The 17,696-nt window shown below is 46.1% G+C and carries 13 protein-coding genes; 5 read left to right on the forward strand and 8 right to left on the reverse strand.

Annotation, left to right across the window (positions count from 1 at the left end; genetic code table 11):
* Window positions 1–10 precede the first annotated feature (10 nt).
* The 3 genes from U9J37_RS11055 to ubiK all read left to right on the forward strand — a co-directional run bounded on the left by U9J37_RS11055 (window position 11) and on the right by ubiK (window position 4,649).
* Window positions 11–1,117 (forward strand): efflux RND transporter periplasmic adaptor subunit, encoded by a 1,107-nt coding sequence (locus U9J37_RS11055; RefSeq protein ID WP_005474359.1) that lies wholly within the window; start codon window positions 11–13, stop codon window positions 1,115–1,117.
* 11 nt (window positions 1,118–1,128) lie between these two features.
* Window positions 1,129–4,263 (forward strand): multidrug efflux RND transporter permease subunit, encoded by a 3,135-nt coding sequence (locus U9J37_RS11060; RefSeq protein WP_039481855.1) that lies wholly within the window; start codon window positions 1,129–1,131, stop codon window positions 4,261–4,263.
* Window positions 4,264–4,397: 134 nt separating this feature from the next.
* Window positions 4,398–4,649, forward strand: coding sequence for a ubiquinone biosynthesis accessory factor UbiK (gene ubiK / locus U9J37_RS11065; protein WP_005474420.1), 252 nt, complete (start codon window positions 4,398–4,400; stop codon window positions 4,647–4,649).
* Between the two features lie 336 nt (window positions 4,650–4,985).
* Here ubiK and ilvC read toward each other — a convergent pair whose 3' ends face one another.
* The gene (gene ilvC / locus U9J37_RS11070) at window positions 4,986–6,470 is read right to left on the reverse strand and encodes a ketol-acid reductoisomerase (RefSeq protein WP_005474476.1); all 1,485 of its coding nucleotides are present in this window, start codon (window positions 6,468–6,470) and stop codon (window positions 4,986–4,988) included.
* Window positions 6,471–6,613: 143 nt separating this feature from the next.
* On the opposite strand from ilvC, the gene ilvY reads away from it, so the two are divergent.
* Window positions 6,614–7,504 carry an HTH-type transcriptional activator IlvY gene (gene ilvY, locus U9J37_RS11075; RefSeq protein ID WP_005474389.1) on the forward strand — a complete coding sequence of 297 codons (891 nt, stop codon included), beginning with the start codon at window positions 6,614–6,616 and terminating at the stop codon, window positions 7,502–7,504.
* Window positions 7,505–7,716: 212 nt separating this feature from the next.
* On the opposite strand, the gene hemN is transcribed toward ilvY, so the two are convergent.
* The 5 genes from hemN to U9J37_RS11100 all read right to left on the reverse strand — a co-directional run bounded on the left by hemN (window position 7,717) and on the right by U9J37_RS11100 (window position 12,294).
* Complete coding sequence (hemN, locus tag U9J37_RS11080) at window positions 7,717–9,105, reverse strand: oxygen-independent coproporphyrinogen III oxidase (RefSeq protein ID WP_005474431.1); 1,389 nt, start codon at window positions 9,103–9,105, stop codon at window positions 7,717–7,719.
* Between the two features lie 171 nt (window positions 9,106–9,276).
* Entirely contained in the window at window positions 9,277–9,765 is a 489-nt protein-coding gene (locus tag U9J37_RS11085) for a DUF2489 domain-containing protein (protein ID WP_005474481.1), read from the reverse strand.
* 7 nt (window positions 9,766–9,772) lie between these two features.
* A complete protein-coding gene (gene yihI / locus U9J37_RS11090) occupies window positions 9,773–10,315 on the reverse strand; it encodes a Der GTPase-activating protein YihI (protein WP_005474403.1) in 543 nt (180 codons plus the stop codon).
* Window positions 10,315–10,953 carry a class I SAM-dependent methyltransferase gene (locus tag U9J37_RS11095; protein ID WP_005474479.1) on the reverse strand — a complete coding sequence of 213 codons (639 nt, stop codon included), beginning with the start codon at window positions 10,951–10,953 and terminating at the stop codon, window positions 10,315–10,317. The genes yihI and U9J37_RS11095 overlap by 1 nt, the downstream gene beginning before the upstream one ends.
* Before the next feature lie 723 nt (window positions 10,954–11,676).
* Entirely contained in the window at window positions 11,677–12,294 is a 618-nt protein-coding gene (locus U9J37_RS11100; protein ID WP_005474466.1) for a c-type cytochrome, read from the reverse strand.
* A 148-nt stretch (window positions 12,295–12,442) separates the two neighbouring features.
* On the opposite strand from U9J37_RS11100, the gene yihA reads away from it, so the two are divergent.
* Window positions 12,443–13,108, forward strand: a complete 666-nt coding sequence (gene yihA, locus U9J37_RS11105) for a ribosome biogenesis GTP-binding protein YihA/YsxC (RefSeq protein WP_043887204.1) — start codon at window positions 12,443–12,445, stop codon at window positions 13,106–13,108.
* Between the two features lie 727 nt (window positions 13,109–13,835).
* On the opposite strand, the gene polA is transcribed toward yihA, so the two are convergent.
* Both polA and U9J37_RS11115 read right to left on the reverse strand, forming a co-directional pair.
* On the reverse strand, window positions 13,836–16,631 hold the full coding sequence (gene polA, locus U9J37_RS11110) for a DNA polymerase I (RefSeq protein ID WP_005474383.1): 2,796 nt from the start codon (window positions 16,629–16,631) through the stop codon (window positions 13,836–13,838).
* 605 nt (window positions 16,632–17,236) lie between these two features.
* Complete coding sequence (locus U9J37_RS11115) at window positions 17,237–17,692, reverse strand: GNAT family N-acetyltransferase (protein ID WP_038192489.1); 456 nt, start codon at window positions 17,690–17,692, stop codon at window positions 17,237–17,239.
* Window positions 17,693–17,696: the final 4 nt, after the last annotated feature.

The following is a 17,696-nucleotide window of genomic DNA, read 5'->3' on the forward strand; positions in this document are numbered from 1 at the left end:
TCTAGTAAGAATGAAAAAGTGGACTTTCTTCATGTTGATTATCGCAATACTGCTGTTTGGCAGTGTGATAGGTGTCAACCTCTATAAGCAGCAGATGGTTGCTGACTACATGGCAAATCGCCCTGAGCCTGAGTTCCCTGTTACAGTAACAGACGTTCAGCCTGTTGATTGGGTTCCTGTCATTGAAGCGATCGGTTTCATCGAACCTAACCAAGGGGTTACGGTTGCCAACGAAACAAGCGGCGTCATCGACAAGATTTCGTTTGACTCCGGTACTCAGGTGGAAGAAGGCCAACCTTTGGTGCTGCTGGACTCCGAAGTTGAAAAAGCAAACTTGAAGAGCGCTCAAGCGAAACTGCCTGCTGCAGAAGCGAAATACAAGCGCTATCAAGGCCTGTACAAGAAAGGCTCTATCTCTAAAGAAGCGTATGATGAAGCGGAAGCTAATTACTTCTCACTTCAAGCAGATATTGAGAGCCTAAAAGCGGCGATCGATCGCCGTGAAATTAAAGCGCCGTTTGCAGGCGTGGTTGGTATCCGTAATGTGTATCTCGGTCAGTACCTTCAATCGGGTACCGACATCGTTCGCCTAGAAGACACCAGCGTGATGCGCCTACGTTTCACTGTTCCTCAAACCGATATCTCTCGCATCAGCCTAGAGCAAGAGGTGGATATCTTCGTCGACGCTTACCCAGAAATTGCCTTTAAAGGATCAATTTCAGCGATTGAGCCTGCCGTTGATATCCAAAGCGGTCTGATCCAAGTTCAAGCAGATATTCCAAACAGCGACGGTAAACTTCGCAGCGGTATGTTCGCTCGTGCCAACATCATCCTACCTAAATTGGAAAATCAGGTCACGCTGCCACAAACGGCTATCACGTTCACGCTGTACGGTGACAATGTCTACATTGTCTCTGAAAAAGATGGCGAAAAACGGGTAACACAACAAGTAGTGAAAGTGGGCGAACGAACTCAAGATATCGCACACATTCTAGAGGGCGTTAAGCCAGGTGACGTTGTTGTTACTTCAGGCCAAGTTCGTCTAAGCAACCACGCAAAAGTTCGTGTAGTAGAAAGCGATGCAACTACTCCACCAGCTGAAACACCAATGCTGTAATTGGAGGCTTCATGCGCTTTACTGATGTTTTTATTAAACGTCCAGTTTTAGCGGTATCGATCAGCTTTTTGATTGCACTGCTTGGCTTACAAGCAGTCTTCAAGATGCAGGTTCGTGAATACCCTGAAATGACGAATACCGTTGTGACGGTCTCAACCAGTTACTACGGTGCCAGTGCAGATCTTATCCAAGGTTTTATTACTCAACCTTTGGAGCAAGCGGTCGCACAGGCTGACAACATAGATTACATGACTTCACAGTCGGTACTGGGCAAATCGACCATTACCGTCAACATGAAGTTAAATACCGATCCGAACGCAGCCTTGTCAGACATTCTGGCAAAGACAAACTCTGTTCGTTCGCAACTTCCTAAGGAAGCTGAAGACCCAACAGTGACCATGTCTACTGGCTCGACAACGGCGGTACTTTACATTGGTTTCACCAGTGATGAGCTCTCTTCAAGCCAAATCACTGACTACCTAGAGCGTGTAATTAACCCTCAACTGTTCACGGTAAACGGTGTTTCTAAAGTTGACCTTTACGGCGGCATGAAATACGCCCTGCGCATCTGGTTAGATCCAGCCAAAATGGCGGCTTTGGGTCTTACCGCGACAGACGTCATGGGTGTTCTCAATGCCAATAACTACCAGTCAGCGACAGGTCAGGCAATTGGTGAGTTCGTCCTTTACAACGGCAGTGCAGACACACAAGTATCAAACGTTGATGAGCTATCAAACCTCGTCGTAAGTACCGATGACGGTGACGTTACTCGCCTGAGCGATATTGCCAAAGTATCGCTTGAGAAGAGTCACGATGTGTACCGCGCCAGTGCAAATGGCCAAGAAGCTGTTGTAGCGGCAATTAACGCCGCGCCAAGTGCGAACCCTATCAACATCGCAGCCGATGTACTTGAGTTATTGCCTCAACTTGAGCGCAACCTACCAAGTACCATCAAGATGAACGTGATGTACGACTCAACGATCGCGATCAACGAGTCTATCAACGAAGTTGTCAAAACGATTGTTGAAGCCGCACTTATCGTACTCGTGGTAATTACCCTGTTCCTCGGATCGTTCCGCGCGGTAATCATCCCTATCGTCACTATCCCACTCTCGTTGATTGGTGTTGCGATGGTAATGCAAGCGATGGGCTTCTCATGGAACTTGATGACACTACTGGCGATGGTTCTCGCTATCGGTCTGGTAGTAGACGATGCGATCGTTGTTCTTGAGAACGTAGACCGTCACATCAAATTGGGTGAATCCCCATTCCGTGCAGCGATCATTGGTACGCGTGAAATTGCGGTACCAGTTATCGCGATGACCTTAACGCTGGGTGCCGTTTATGCACCGATTGCACTAATGGGTGGTATTACAGGCTCGCTATTTAAAGAATTCGCCTTGACGCTAGCAGGTTCAGTATTTGTTTCTGGTATCGTGGCACTGACGTTATCACCAATGATGTGTTCAAAAATGCTGAAGGCCAATGAGCAGCCAAGTAAATTTGAACAAAAAGTGCATCATGTTCTTGATGGCATGACCAATCGCTATGAAGGCATGCTTAAAGCGGTCATGATGCATCGTCCGGTTATGCTCGCGTTTGCTGTTATCGTATTTGCAAGCTTGCCAGTGCTGTTTAAGTTCATTCCAAGTGAACTGGCACCATCGGAAGATAAAGGCGTGGTGATGCTGATGGGTACGGCCCCATCAAATGCCAACCTAGACTTTATGCAAAACACCATGAATGACGTAAACCAAATTCTGTCTGATCAGCCAGAGGTGGCGTTTGCACAGGTGTTTACTGGTGTGCCTAGCTCAAATCAAGCGTTTGGTATTGCCTCTATGGTGCCGTGGAGTGAACGTGAAGCGAGCCAATCTGAAGTCGCAAACCGCGTGGGAGCGTTAGTTGGTAATGTACCTGGTATGGCAGTCACCGCCTTCCAGATGCCAGAGCTACCAGGCGCAGGTTCAGGCCTACCGATTCAGTTTGTTATCACTACGCCAAATGCATTTGAGAGCCTATTCTCAATCGCAACGGATGTGTTAACAGAAGTGCAATCGAGCCCAATGTTTGTCTATTCGACGCTTGATTTAAACTACGATTCGGCAACGATGAAAATCAATATCGATAAAGACAAAGCGGGGGCGTACGGTGTCACCATGCAAGACATTGGTATCACCCTAAGTACCATGATGGCGGATGGCTACGTAAACCGTATCGACCTTAATGGCCGCTCATACGAAGTTATCCCTCAGGTCGAGCGCAAATGGCGTCTCAACCCTGAATCGATGAACAACTACTATGTACGCAGTGCCAACGGGAAAGCCGTACCATTAGGCAGCCTGATCACTATCGATGTTGTCGCTGAGCCACGCTCATTGCCTCACTTCAACCAGCTCAACTCAGCAACGGTTGGTGCGGTACCATCACCAGGCACAGCAATGGGTGACGCTATCGACTGGTTTGAAGGGATTGCCGTAGACAAGCTGCCTAGCGGCTACAACCACGACTACATGGGTGAAGCCCGTCAGTATGTAACAGAAGGTAGCGCGCTGTATGCCACATTTGGTTTGGCACTGGCGATCATCTTCTTGGTTCTGGCGATTCAATTTGAATCTTTGAAAGACCCGATCGTTATCATGGTATCGGTACCGCTTGCGGTATGCGGAGCCTTGATAGCCATGGCATGGGGAGCGTTCTTCGGCACAATGACGATGAACATCTACTCGCAGGTTGGTCTGATCACCCTAGTTGGTCTGATTACCAAGCACGGTATCTTGATCTGTGAAGTCGCGAAAGAAGAGCAGCTGCACAACAAACTAGGCAGAATGGAAGCGGTAATGGAAGCGGCGAAAGTACGTCTACGTCCTATCCTAATGACCACGGCGGCGATGATCGCTGGTCTGATTCCATTGATGTATGCAAGTGGTGCAGGTGCGGCTCAGCGCTTCAGTATCGGTATTGTTATCGTTGCTGGTCTTGCGATTGGTACGCTATTTACGCTATTCGTACTGCCAGTAATCTACAGCTACCTAGCCGAGAAACACAAACCTCTACCGGTGTTTGTTGAAGACAAAGATCTAGAGAAGCTAGCACGCATCGATGAAGCGAAAGCTGCGCAGCGTGAATTGGCAGACAACCACTAAGTGGTGGTTGAAATACTCCTAAAAGGTCACTTCGGTGACCTTTTTTATTACTGGTCTCTTTTTTACCATTGAACTAGCGACTTTCTTGTAACGTTTAAATAGAATGTAGACAAAGATATAGGAGTTTTAGTCACATGTTTGACCCAAAGAAACTAGAGCAGATTGCTAAACAGATTCATGAGTCGATGCCAGCGCCAGTTAAAGAGCTTGGTGCGGACGTCGACCAAAAAGTTCGCCAAGTCATCCAAGGCCAACTAAACAAACTCGATGTTGTCAGCCGCGAAGAGTTCGATGTGCAAACTCAAGTCTTGCTACGCACTCGTCAAAAGTTGACTGAAATGGAAAAGAAACTGGCTGACCTAGAAGAAAAACTGGCTGGCAAGTAACTGCTTCATGTATTGATGTTCAAAGCTCACCCTTCATGGTGAGCTTTTTTTATTCCCAACACATCGACCAAAACAGAAAAGCAAAAAGGCTTGGTCAACGGAGACCAAGCCTTTTAATTAGATGTTGTGTTTTATTTTGTATTTATCACCCCAGTCTGCCTGGAGTTCTTACTGCTTTGCTTTGGTGCAATTACGCAGATTGTATATTCGAAGCTAAGAGCTTAAGTCCCTTGAACGAATTGCGAAGAATTAAGGTTTCATTTCTAGGAGAAGGCGCGGAGTTTACGATAGTAAATGAGCACCTTCGACACCGAAATGGAACCTTAAGGCAAGTAATTAGCCACCTACCGCGATGTTCTTCATATCCGTCATGTAACCACGTAGCTCTTCACCGATGTACTCAACTGGGTGGTTACGGATAGTATCGTTTACGGCGATTAGCGTTGCGTTATCAACTTGGTTAGATGTTTCGCCTAGACCTTTACCGATTACGTCTGTACCGACTGAAGGCATAAACTTCTCACGTAGTAGCGGCGTTGCTACGTTAGCAAATAGGTAGTTACCGTATTCTGCTGTGTCTGAGATTACGACGTTCATTTCGTATAGACGCTTACGTGCTACTGTGTTTGCGATTAGTGGTAGCTCGTGTAGTGATTCGTAGTACGCTGATTCATCGATGATGCCTGATGCAGTCATTGCTTCGAATGCTAGTTCAACACCAGCGCGAACCATTGCAACCATCAAAATACCGTTGTCGAAGTACTCTTGCTCAGAGATTTCTACGTCGCCTGCTGGATAGTTTTCGAATGCTGTTTCGCCAGTCTCTGCACGCCAGCCTAGTAGGTTTGCGTCATCGTTCGCCCAGTCAGCCATCATAGTGCGAGAGAATTCACCCGTGATGATGTCATCCATGTGCTTGTTGTAAAGCGGACGCATTAGCTCTTTTAGCTCTTCAGAAAGCTCAAATGCTTTGATTTTCGCAGGGTTAGATAGACGGTCCATCATGTGCGTGATGCCACCGAATTTCAGTGCTTCTGTGATGGTTTCCCAACCGTACTGTAGCAGTTTACCTGCGTAGCTTGGGTCGATGCCGTCAGCAACCATCTTCTCGTAAGAAACGATAGAACCAGCTTGTAGCATGCCACATAGAATAGTTTGCTCACCCATTAGGTCAGATTTAACTTCTGCAACGAATGAAGATTCTAGACAGCCCGCGCGGTGACCACCTGTACCTGCCGCCCATGCTTTGGCGATATCCCAACCTTCACCTTTTGGATCGTTCTCTGGGTGAACAGCGATGAGTGTTGGAACGCCGAAGCCACGCTTGTACTCTTCACGTACTTCTGTACCAGGACACTTAGGTGCAACCATGACAACCGTTAGGTCTTTACGGATTTGCATGCCTTCTTCAACCACGTTGAAGCCGTGTGAGTAACCCAGTGCAGCGCCTTCTTTCATTAGCGGCATTACCGTTTCTACAACGTTAGTGTGCTGCTTGTCTGGCGTTAGGTTGATCACTAGGTCTGCTTCAGGAATAAGGTTCTCGTAGCTGCCAACTTCAAAACCGTTCTCTTTAGCGTTTTTGTAAGATTGACGCTGCTCGTCAATCGCTGCCTGACGTAGTGCGTAGGCTACGTTTAGGCCAGAGTCACGCATGTTTAGACCTTGGTTTAGGCCTTGAGCACCACAACCAACAATAACGACTTTCTTACCTTTTAGGTAATCCGCTTCAGTTGCGAACTCGCTGCGGTCCATAAAACGACAACGACCTAATTGGTCTAGTTGCTCGCGTAGGTTTAAAGTATTGAAATAGTTAGCCATCTGGGCGCTCCTTAAAGAATTTTTCCATTGAGGTCGGTCGTTTTCTTACCGAATGCATTCATACTAATTCAGGAACTTTGTTGCTTAAAGTGATATATTCACAATTAGTAATTGCAATAAATGCAACAAGGTGTAACCAATTTATGAACATTAAATGTCTGCAGCTGTTCATTCATCTGTGTGATAGTAAGAGTTTTGCGAAAACCGCTTCAGCGATGCATATCAGCCCATCAGCGCTCAGTAGACAAATACAAAAGCTCGAAAGCGACACTAATCAAATCTTGTTTGTGCGCGACAACCGCAGTGTTGAGCTTACTCCGGCCGCCAAGAAGCTGCTGCCCGTGGCACTCAACATTGTTAGCGAATGGCAGAATTACAATGCTCAGTTGAATGGTCATGAAGAGGAATTAAAAGGTGAGATCCGCTTGTTTTGCTCGGTGACCGCCAGTTATAGCCACCTTCCAGAGCTGCTGTCTGAGTTTAGACTCCAGCACCCTTTCATTGAATTTAAACTGTCGACTGGCGACCCTGCTCAAGCTATAGAGAAAGTTCTGGCAGACGAAGCGGATATCGCAATCTCAGCAAAACCTGAACAGCTCCCAGCACGAATCGAGTTCGAAACCATCAGTGAAATTCCACTCTCGGTTATCGCCCCAGTTGGTGTGAGCAATTTCGCCCAAGAACTGCAAAAAGAGAGCCCAGATTGGTCAGTGATCCCTTTCATTGTTCCTGAGTCAGGCACGGCCAGAGAGCGCGCCAACACTTGGTTTAAAGCAATGAAGATCAAACCCAACATTTACGCTCAAGTCTCAGGACATGAAGCAATCGCGAGTATGGTGGCATTGGGCTGTGGCGTGGGCATTGCTCCCGATGTGGTGATTAACAACAGCCCCGTCAAAGAGAAGATTCAGCGACTAAAAGTCGTCTCCATCAAGCCATTTAGGTTAGGCGTATGTTGTAAGCGCTCGCAGTTGGACAACCCCCTCGTCAAGGCGCTGTGGGATATGGCGCAGAATACGTATATCGCCCCCTAACCTTGCATCAGATACAACAAAGCCACCGTTTTTTCAGATATAGAAAGCACGGTGGCTCTTGCAATTAAAGCAGTTTTCTAAATAGTTGGAGTCGCCGCTAGGCGTCAAACAACCTTATTCCCCTGAGCATAGTCCGCTATGTGATTGGGGCGGCCGGCGCTCCGGGAAGGTTATGAAGGCAACGACGCTGTGGCTTCAAATAAGACGAAAACTTAGATGACGCGAGAGAACTGCTGCTGCCTAGCCTTCGCTCTTAAATACTTATCGAAACACATACAGATGTTACGAATCAGCAAACGGCCACGCAATGTCACGCGAATTTCTTTACCATCGACTTCAACCAACTCATCGTTGATAAATGTCTGAAGCAGCTCTAAGTCTTCTTTAAAGTAGTCGTTAAATATCACGTCAAACTCCGACTCTATCGCCGTTTTGTCGAGTTTAAAGTTACAAATGAGCTGTTTAATCACCTCACGACGCAGTAAGTCATCACTATCCAGTGCGACCCCTTTCCATAATGCATGGCGCTGGTCACTCACTTGCGCGTAGTACTTTTTCAGCTCTTTTTGGTTCTGGGCGTAAGCATCACCAATCATTGAAATCGCAGAGACACCGAACCCGACAAGATCGGCTTCACCTTGAGTCGTGTAACCTTGGAAATTGCGATGAAGCACCCCTTCACGCTGAGCCACCGCCAGCTCATCATCCGGCTGAGCAAAGTGATCCATACCGATAAACTGGTAGCCAGCATCGGTAAGGGTTGCGATAGTATCTTGTAGAATCGCCATCTTCTCTTCGGCGACCGGCAGGTCTTCATCTTTAATCTTACGCTGCGCCGCAAACAGTTGGGGCATGTGAGCGTAGTTAAACACGGACAATCGACCCGGCTGCATCTCTAGCACTTGTTTTAGCGTCTCGGCAAAGGAGTCTTTGGTTTGCTTTGGCAATCCGTAGATTAAATCGAGATTGGTTGAACGAAAGCCCAGCTCTTTTGCGCGGGCAACCATAGCAAAAATGAACGCTTCATCTTGTTCACGGTTGACCAGTTTTTGTACTTCTTTATTGAAGTCCTGCACACCAATGCTCAAGCGGTTAAACCCTTCGCCGCGCAGGTGATCAAGCATGTCCAACTCGATTTCACGTGGGTCTACCTCAATGCTGATTTCAGCATCGCCTTCGAAGCAGAACTCTCCACGAAGAATGGCCATCAGACGACTAATTTGCGCTTTGGTCAAGAAAGTTGGCGTGCCACCACCAAAGTGCAGTTGAGTAACTTTACGCTCTTGAAGCAAAGCCGCTCGAGTGCGGATCTCAAGCTCCAACACGTCAAGATACTCATCCGCTTTGTGGGCATGGCGCGTAATCACTTTATTACAGCCGCAGTAGTAGCAAAGCTTGTGACAAAACGGAATGTGAATGTACAGCGAAAGAGGACGCTCTGGGTACTGTGTACAAGCCATGTCGTAATCCGAAACCGTAAAGGCTTCATGAAACTCGAGTGCTGTTGGGTAAGAGGTATAGCGAGGACCAGAGTAGTTGTACTTATCCAGTATGGCTTGATCCCAGACAATTTGTTGGCTTGCGACGACAGGCTGCGACATGTTGGTTTTTCCGTTTGGGCTGTAATGCTTAACTTATAATTAGCAGGCTATTTTGCCACACCTCAGTGAAACTGGCGGAAAGGCTGGCTGCTTTTTGAGTAGCAATACTCAGAATTGATAACTCGATCACTACCCACTAAGTGTAAGCGATCGAGTGATAGTTGCACCGACCTAGATCATTTGGATGTTGATCTGGTTGTTGAGAGGTTGAACCTTTTTCTGCAGTCGCTTGAGCTCTTCAATGATCGCATCTTGTAGACGCGTTTCGGCTTTATGGCGTTCAAGGTTTTGTTTCATGCGCTCTTTCTTAACCAAGTTCTGGCGTTCTTCACCACGAGCCATATCTTTTACGATATGGAACAGTTCGGATGTCGCTGGATACTCGGCGTCAAAATCGACTCTATCGTCACCTTGAACGTAATCCATGATGTTGTACAGGCGAATACTGATTTCCGACAAATCACATTGGCCTTGAATACCCGCCAAACAAAGCACGTGAACACTTTCAAAGATGTTCGCGTTTCGCTTTTCAATGGCTAGCTTTTGGTGCTGCAGTTGCAACTCCTTTTGCTTCTTAAGCTGGAGCAGAAGGTAACCTGCATATGAGGCTAAGCCGAGGATAATCGCTCCACCTGCAATGGCTAATAAGGTTACATTCATCGCTTACTTATCCTTTAAATTGGTCTAAATCCAAATCTTCAAATTGTGAAAGTAGGTCGTCATCAGACCCTAGTTCACGACTCAACGTTTGCTCGGTGTGCTCTTCTTGCTCTGACTCATCTTCATCGTAGATACCAAGCTGTTTCATCAGAACTTCAATGCGCGCCAGTTTCTCATCTACGTACTTCTGTAGACCTGAACCTAGGCTTTCACCTTCTTCAATACGGTCTAGCAACACATTAAGCTGCGCATCGTTTTCTAGCATTGCAAGCTCTTGCTCTGCGCTTAAACGACGATCCGCTTTGCTTTTTTTCTTCTGCGGCTCAACCACAAGTGGAATTTTCTTTTTGCTGCCTAAACGCGGATCACGCTTCTGCCCTGCTGTCTGTTGCTTACTTGCTTTAGCTTCAGAGTTACGGCCACCTGTTTTTAGGCCTTTGCGCTTTTTATCTTTTTTACGCAGACGTCCTTCAACATCTGATTGAGTGCGATTACGAACGACAACAACGTCGCCATTACCGCCAGATCTTACTTTTTTACTACGGCTCATTACTGGGCTTTCCTCAGTAAAATTACATCATTACCAATAAATTCAAGCTCGAGCTGATCCCGCTCTGCCAAATATTGAAACGTTTTACGACTGAAAAACACCACATGGGTCAGATCGTTTTTGTAATGCCAAGAGGCAAATGCTTCAACATCAATGACCATTTTGGTCATAAGACCAATCCAGCCACCAGGCTTAACCAAATTTAACCATTGCTGCCACACCAAGTTCGGCGTATAGAGGTGCTCGATCACTTCAGTAGCAGTCATAAAATCATACGACTCTGCTAGCACCGATTTATCTGGGTGATAGTAAATATCGTAAAGACTCATGGTGTGTCCTTGCTCTTCCAACATTAAAGATAATGTTGGGCCAGGGCCACAGCCAAAATCGATCCCGTGAGAGTTAGGTTCAATACGCTCTAATATGGGGTCTGCAACCCGAGATAAAAAGCGTCGGTAGCCTTCATCTTGTGGGTTGTTTTCATGCATATCATAGTGCGCTTTTTCTTGTTCTTCATCCAAACGCTGGTCTGGATTAACGAACACCAGTTCACATTGCAAGCACTGAAGATATTCTCGGCGCTTATCTTGAAAATAGCGCTTAGTCTCTGGGCTTTGGCAAAGGGGGCAATTATGCATAGCGTCTACGCTGACTCATCCTCAAACGGGATGCGAAACATACCAGAAACTGGCGTTAGAGTGGAGCACTATTGTGCAAATAATCATCGATTCATTGAAATTAAGAGATAAAAAAAGCGATAGGGTTAACTAACGCTTTCTAAATGCCTTGCGGCCAAACTGTGTGGTACTGATTTCAGTACACCAATATTCCGTTTGTTTTTGGTGCTTTCCCTGCCAAAAATGTTGTTTGCCACCATCCTGGTGAGTTTTGGCTTTCCTTTTACTTCCTGCTACCTGAGTTAGTCCTTAACCTGATCCGTTTCACTGTCTTAAACCATTAGACAAATTGACCATCCCTATCCAGTAGGCTTCCTACCTACCCTGCATCCTGCTGATCACCCAAGCAATCCTAGCTTGCATCCTTGGAGACCTCCTGGTCTGAAATCCTTACTCAGCTCCCTGCCGATGAGTACACTCTACCGCTTTCCTCTCTCTGCGCAATTAGCTGGGAGAAATAAATCGAGATAATTTTTAACTCCTTTCATTACCCCATAATTTTCAATTACTTATTTTTAATAGGTGGATATTAATGGACGCAAGTATGGCAAATATCTCACACAGCACTGAGAAACAAGCAGTGACTAGGCGCAAACTAAGAAGTGAGCTCTATCAAACGAAAAAGCCCAGAGACAATCTCTGGGCTTTTTCAATACAACTTTGCGCTCGAACAAATGATAGGGCTTAGTGCAGGCCGCCAACGTATTTAGAAAGAGTATCGATATCTTCGTCCGTCAGCTTCTTCGCAATATCACGCATCATGGCGTTCATATCGTTGTTGCGAGAGCCATCACGGAACTTCTCTAACTGAGCTTTAATGTAGTCAGCATGCTGGCCAGAAATCTTAGGGAAGCCAGAAAGCTCTGTGCCGTTACCACGAGGACCATGACAAGCAATACACGCTGTTAGACCACGCTCAGCATCACCCGCGGTGTAAAGTGCTTTACCCGCATCGACAACATTTTCTGGTGTTGTGTTGTGTGAGATCGGAAGCGACGCATAGTAAGCCGCTAGGTCTTTCATATCTTGCTCTGATAGCGGCATTGCCATACCACTCATCACAGGATCCATACGACCTTGCTTTCCATTGCTAGTCATACCCAACTTGAATTCTTTCAGCTGCTTTTCAATATATTTAGCATGCTGACCTGCAAGTTTAGGGTACATAGCGAGTTGACTGTTGCCATCAGCACCATGGCAGGCAACACAGGTTTGGGATTTTGCTTTACCAGCTTCAATACTGCCTTGGGCCCATACAGAGCAGCTGGCTAAAAGACTCAAGATTAGCGCTAATTTCTTCATGACATTCCATTATAATTATCAAGCTTCCAGTACCACTTGCTGTTGCCAGTCGTGATACAATAGGCGACCTTATGCCGAGCACGGTTATTTTACACAATTTCACAAAAAAGTAATCAATCGACTACACAAAGTCGAGATGGAGTTAACAGTGAGCGTAAAAATTCATTATCAAAACACGCATTTCATCACGAGTGCGCCGGATATCCGCGCCTTGCCAGCAGATGAAGGTATCGAAGTTGCGTTTGCAGGTCGCTCCAATGCGGGCAAATCCAGCTCCCTAAACCGATTGACCAATCAGCGTAGCCTAGCAAAAACCAGTAAAACACCTGGCCGTACACAATTAATTAACCTTTTTAAGGTGACCGACGGTTGCCACATCGTCGACTTACCGGGTTACGGCTTTGCTCAAGTGCCATTAGAAATGAAGAAAAAATGGCAAAAGTCACTGGGTGAATATCTGCAAAAACGCCAAAGCTTGAAAGGTCTCGTGGTGTTGATGGATATCCGTCACCCGATGAAAGACCTCGACCAACAGCTTATCTTCTGGGCGGTAGACAGCGGCATTCCTGTACAAGTTCTGCTGACCAAAGCAGACAAGCTCAAGAGCGGCGCACGCAAAGCACAAGTGTTGAAGATTAAGAAAGATGCCGTTGGGTTTGGTGGTGATGTAAGCGTTGCAGCGTTTTCTTCACTCAAAGGGATTGGTGTTGACACACTACGAAACAAACTTGATGAGTGGTTTGCGCCAGCACTGGCGGATGCAATCACAGATGGCATCATCAACGAAGAGAATCAGGATAATCAAGACGACTAGCCTGACAAAATAAAGCTTGAAGCCCTGCCACCTTGGCGGGGCTTTTTGTTATGGGCATAAAAAACCCCGCCTTTAGGCGGGGCAACGGGAGAGAATATAGATAGGTAATAATTATTGTGTGCTGATAATCATCGATACCTGTCGACAATGCAATTCTGGTTTTAGTGAGGATTTCGAAGCAACCCCTTCCCCCACAAGAAAACAAGTTATTGTTTTATAATAACTTAGATAGCCTACAGCGAAATCTGGCACATCAAACCGCCCGTTAGTTTCCTAACAAAAATAACCAAAGTGTGATTGGTATTTATTTACAAACGTTGTGAAAATTACAGACAGAGGGGTCTAAGCTGAGTGGCGTGTGGACGACATAAACTGAATGAATACGGGTGTTTTTAGTGCGGGTTGTGACGTTTTACTCGCATGAGCTGACTTTTTCTTTGCCACAATAAAAAACGCCCCAGTCAAAAGCTGACTGGGGCGGCTGAATCAGCCTAATCCAATAACGTGAAACAAAAGGTCTGAAAGATAGAACATCTTACCTCTGTACCCTACGCCGATTAATGTACAACATTTGGTCAGAAATGAAAACAATTTTTGTAAGTTTTTTTCATTAAAATTTTGTTAAATAACATTTAGGCCAAACTTACCCCTACTTATTTATTGATAAAAAAAAGCCAGCGTTTGTGCGCTGGCTCATGTTATTTGCTCAATTTAGCCTGTTTTGTGTCTAGTGTGCCTGATCCCAGTTGTCACCATGACCAGCTTCAGCCACTAACGGTACATCGAGTGCCGCTGCAGACTCCATCAATTGTTGTACTTTACTTTCAATTTCGGTCAAAGCTGACTCCTGAACTTCAAATACCAATTCATCGTGCACTTGCATCAGTAGTTTAACGCGACCATCACCTTCCGCCTGAATCCACTCATCGACAAGCAGCATCGCTTTTTTGATGATATCAGCAGCAGTGCCTTGCATCGGTGCGTTGATCGCGGCACGTTCTGCTGCTTTTCGGCGCATCCCATTGCGAGACTTGATTTCAGGAAGGTGTAAACGGCGACCAAATATCGTTTCTACGTAACCTTGCTCAGCAGCGGCACTGCGAGTGTCTTCCATGTACTGCATGACACCAGGGTAGCGTTCAAAGTAGGTGTTCATGTAGTCCTGAGCTTCACCGCGGGGAATCCCTAACTGTTTTGCGAGACCAAACGCACTCATACCGTAGATAAGACCAAAGTTGACTGCTTTCGCTCGGCGACGCTGCTCTGAGCTGACTTGGTCGATGGTTGTTCCCATAATTTCTGCCGCCGTCGCAGCGTGGATATCTTTGCCTTGTTGGAAAGCATCCAACAACGCTTTATCACCCGACAGGTGCGCCATAATACGCAATTCAATCTGTGAATAGTCGACAGCCATGATCTTGTAACCATGCGGCGCAATAAATGCTTGGCGGATACGACGGCCTTCATCATTTCGAATAGGGATATTCTGCAAGTTTGGATCGGTCGAAGATAAACGCCCTGTCGCTGTCACTGCTTGATGATAAGAGGTGTGCACTCGACCCGTCTCTGGGTTAATCATCTTCGGCAACTTATCGGTGTAAGTCGATTTCAGTTTGGCTAAACCACGATATTCAAGGATCAGTTTTGGTAATGGGTAGTCCAACGCCAACTCTTGCAGTACTTCTTCATTGGTTGAAGGCGTGCCTGATGGCGTCTTCTTGATAACCGGCAGACCCATTTTTTCGAACAGAAGTGCTTGCAGTTGCTTAGGTGAATTCATGTTGAATTCTTGCTCGGCAATTTCATACGCTTTCTGCTCGAGTTCATCTAGGCGTTGTGCAATCTCTTGCGACTGAGCCGCGAGCTTCATATCGTCGATCAAGACGCCAGTACGCTCAATGCGTGATAGCACTGGGACAAGCGGCACTTCTATCTCTTCATAAATCGCTTTCAACTGCTCATCTTTTTCGATATTTGCCATGAGGCGGTTGTGCAAGCGTAATGTTACGTCCGCATCTTCCGCCGCATACGGTGAGGCTTGATCAAGCTCTATTTGGTTGAACGTGAGCTGTTTCTTGCCTTTACCCGCGATTTGTTCAAACGAGATGCAGCTGTGCTGAAGGAAGCGCAGGGCTAAGCTGTCCATGTCATGCTTACCACCTACGCTGTTATACACGTATGAAGCTAACATGGTGTCATGCTTGATGCCCTTCATTTCAATGTTGTAACGAGCCAACACGCTTGCGTCATACTTTAAGTTTTGACCAACTTTCGCTTGGGTATCATCTTCCAAGATAGGTTTCAGCTGTGCCAATACCCAATCACGATCAAGTTGCTGTGGCGCATCTAGGTAGTCATGAGCGACCGGTACATAAGCGGCAACACCTTCTTCTGTTGCAAACGACAGACCAACCAGATTAGCAACCATGTAGTCTAGGCTGTCTGTCTCGGTATCAAATGCAAAGACATCGGCGGCTTTTAACTTCTCAAGCCAAGTGTTAAATGTGGCTTCATCTAGGATGGTTTCGTATTGGCTGCGATCAATGGTGACAGCGGAAGTATCCATCTCAACCGTACTAGTACTCTTCGCTGAAGAAACGGCTGCACCAGACTTTTCATCGGCTTCTACAACGCTCGAACCACCATCAAGCAGCTCGTTTAGCCATGACTTAAACACAAGCTGGCCGTAAAGCTTAATCAGCTCATCTTTATTCGGCTCATTTTTTAGCAAAGATTCTGGCGTTTCTTCGAGTTCCACATCCAGTTTGATGGTTGCCAACTCATAAGACAGCATGGCGTTGTCTTTGTTATCAACCAGTTTTTTCGCCATCGTCTTTGAACCACGGAAACCAAGTGGCGCGATATCATCAAGGTTCTCATACAGTTTTTCTAGACTACCAATACCTTGAAGGAGCGCTTTCGCGGTTTTATCACCCACCCCCGGAACGCCAGGAATGTTATCGACCTTATCTCCCATCAACGCGAGGTAATCGATGATCAATTCTGGTGGAATGCCAAATTTTTCTACCACTCCGTCACGATCCATCACAACGTTGGTCATGGTGTTGATCAAGGTAACGTTGTCATCCACGAGCTGTGCCATGTCCTTATCACCCGTACTGATCAAAACAGGCATACCCGCTTGCGACGCCTGATACGCTAACGTGCCGATCACGTCGTCGGCTTCTACACCTGGCACACAGATAAGTGGCAAGCCCATTGCGCGAATCACATTGTGCAGCGGCTCAATTTGACAGCGAAGATCATCTGGCATTGGTGGTCGATTGGCTTTGTACTCTGGATACATATCATCGCGGAAGGTTTTGCCTTTCGCATCAAAGACCACTGCCATTCGATCTGAAGAGAATTGACGCATCATGCTACGCAGCATATTCACTACACCATAGACGGCGTTTGTCGGAATATCTCCGTTGCTCATGGTTTCTGGGTAAGCATGAAACGCACGATATAAGTAGGAAGAACCATCGATCAGAATCAATGGGTTATCAGGAATATTAGCCATAGTCTTTACGTATCCAAAGAAAATGCAGAAAGATCTGCCTAGGATGCCATGACTGTCGCGGTGAATCCATTTTAACTCTCTCGAGCCCATTCACACATTTGTCGATTCTTTTGCCAATGGGATGACTTGCTTGTGGATAACTCTGTTTATATTATTTATCCACAAGATATAAAAAACGCTTTCACCCCATGAAATTCAAGACTAAGTGTTTGTAATTTAAAGATGTATTATTCGATCGATCATCTAGAGATCGATCGAGTTACGATCCTTGACTGTGGAAAAGGCTGCTGGTGTCCTTTTGTTCATTCTGAATGACAGGCATAAAAAAAGCGACATCGTATGATGTCGCCTAGCAAAAAGGGGTCAAAGCGAAATTAGGTGAATAAAGTGCTTTGCCATAAAGCTATAAATTACACTGGAAGCAATGTGAGCAATGTCGTGTCAAAAAGAACTCGTGCAAGTTCGATTAAGTTCAGTGTCATCACCGTCTCCAATTTGAATCTGGTAACTCAACGTCCTTGTGAACTTCTCTCATTCCCTAAGACGAGATAAATAATAACCATTCTCATTTAAGTCGTCAACACCTAAATGAGAAAAAATCTCATTTAATTTTTATGACTGGTTCTGAGTACTTTTACAAAGTGAATGCGACTCTCTAGCAGTGGCTCTCTTGCTTCATAGTTCTCTATCAGGTAACCATTTTTGATCAACAGTCTCAGCATTGAAGGAAACTGATTACGAGACTTTACCTTAAGGTATTGATAGCCCTGCTCTGCCACCCAGTCTTCCTGTATTTCAAGTAGCCGCTGTGCGACTCCCTTATTTCGAGCAAGTGATGAGACGCCACCAAACCAACTGTAGAATGTTTGGCTGTCCAATTGATAGCCAATCTTAAATCCGAGTAACTGCTCACCCTCTTCGGCCACTTGGACTAAAAACCGCGGCTTATCACGAAGTCGCGCAGATAAACTTTCAACGGTTTCTTTGTGTACAAACTCGGTGATCTGTTCCACCACTTGTACGCACTCTTCCAACGTGCCCTCACGATATATAATGGTCACGATG

The sequence above is a fragment of the Vibrio sp. 16 genome, assembly GCF_963681195.1.
Lineage (GTDB): Bacteria > Pseudomonadota > Gammaproteobacteria > Enterobacterales > Vibrionaceae > Vibrio > Vibrio sinaloensis_D.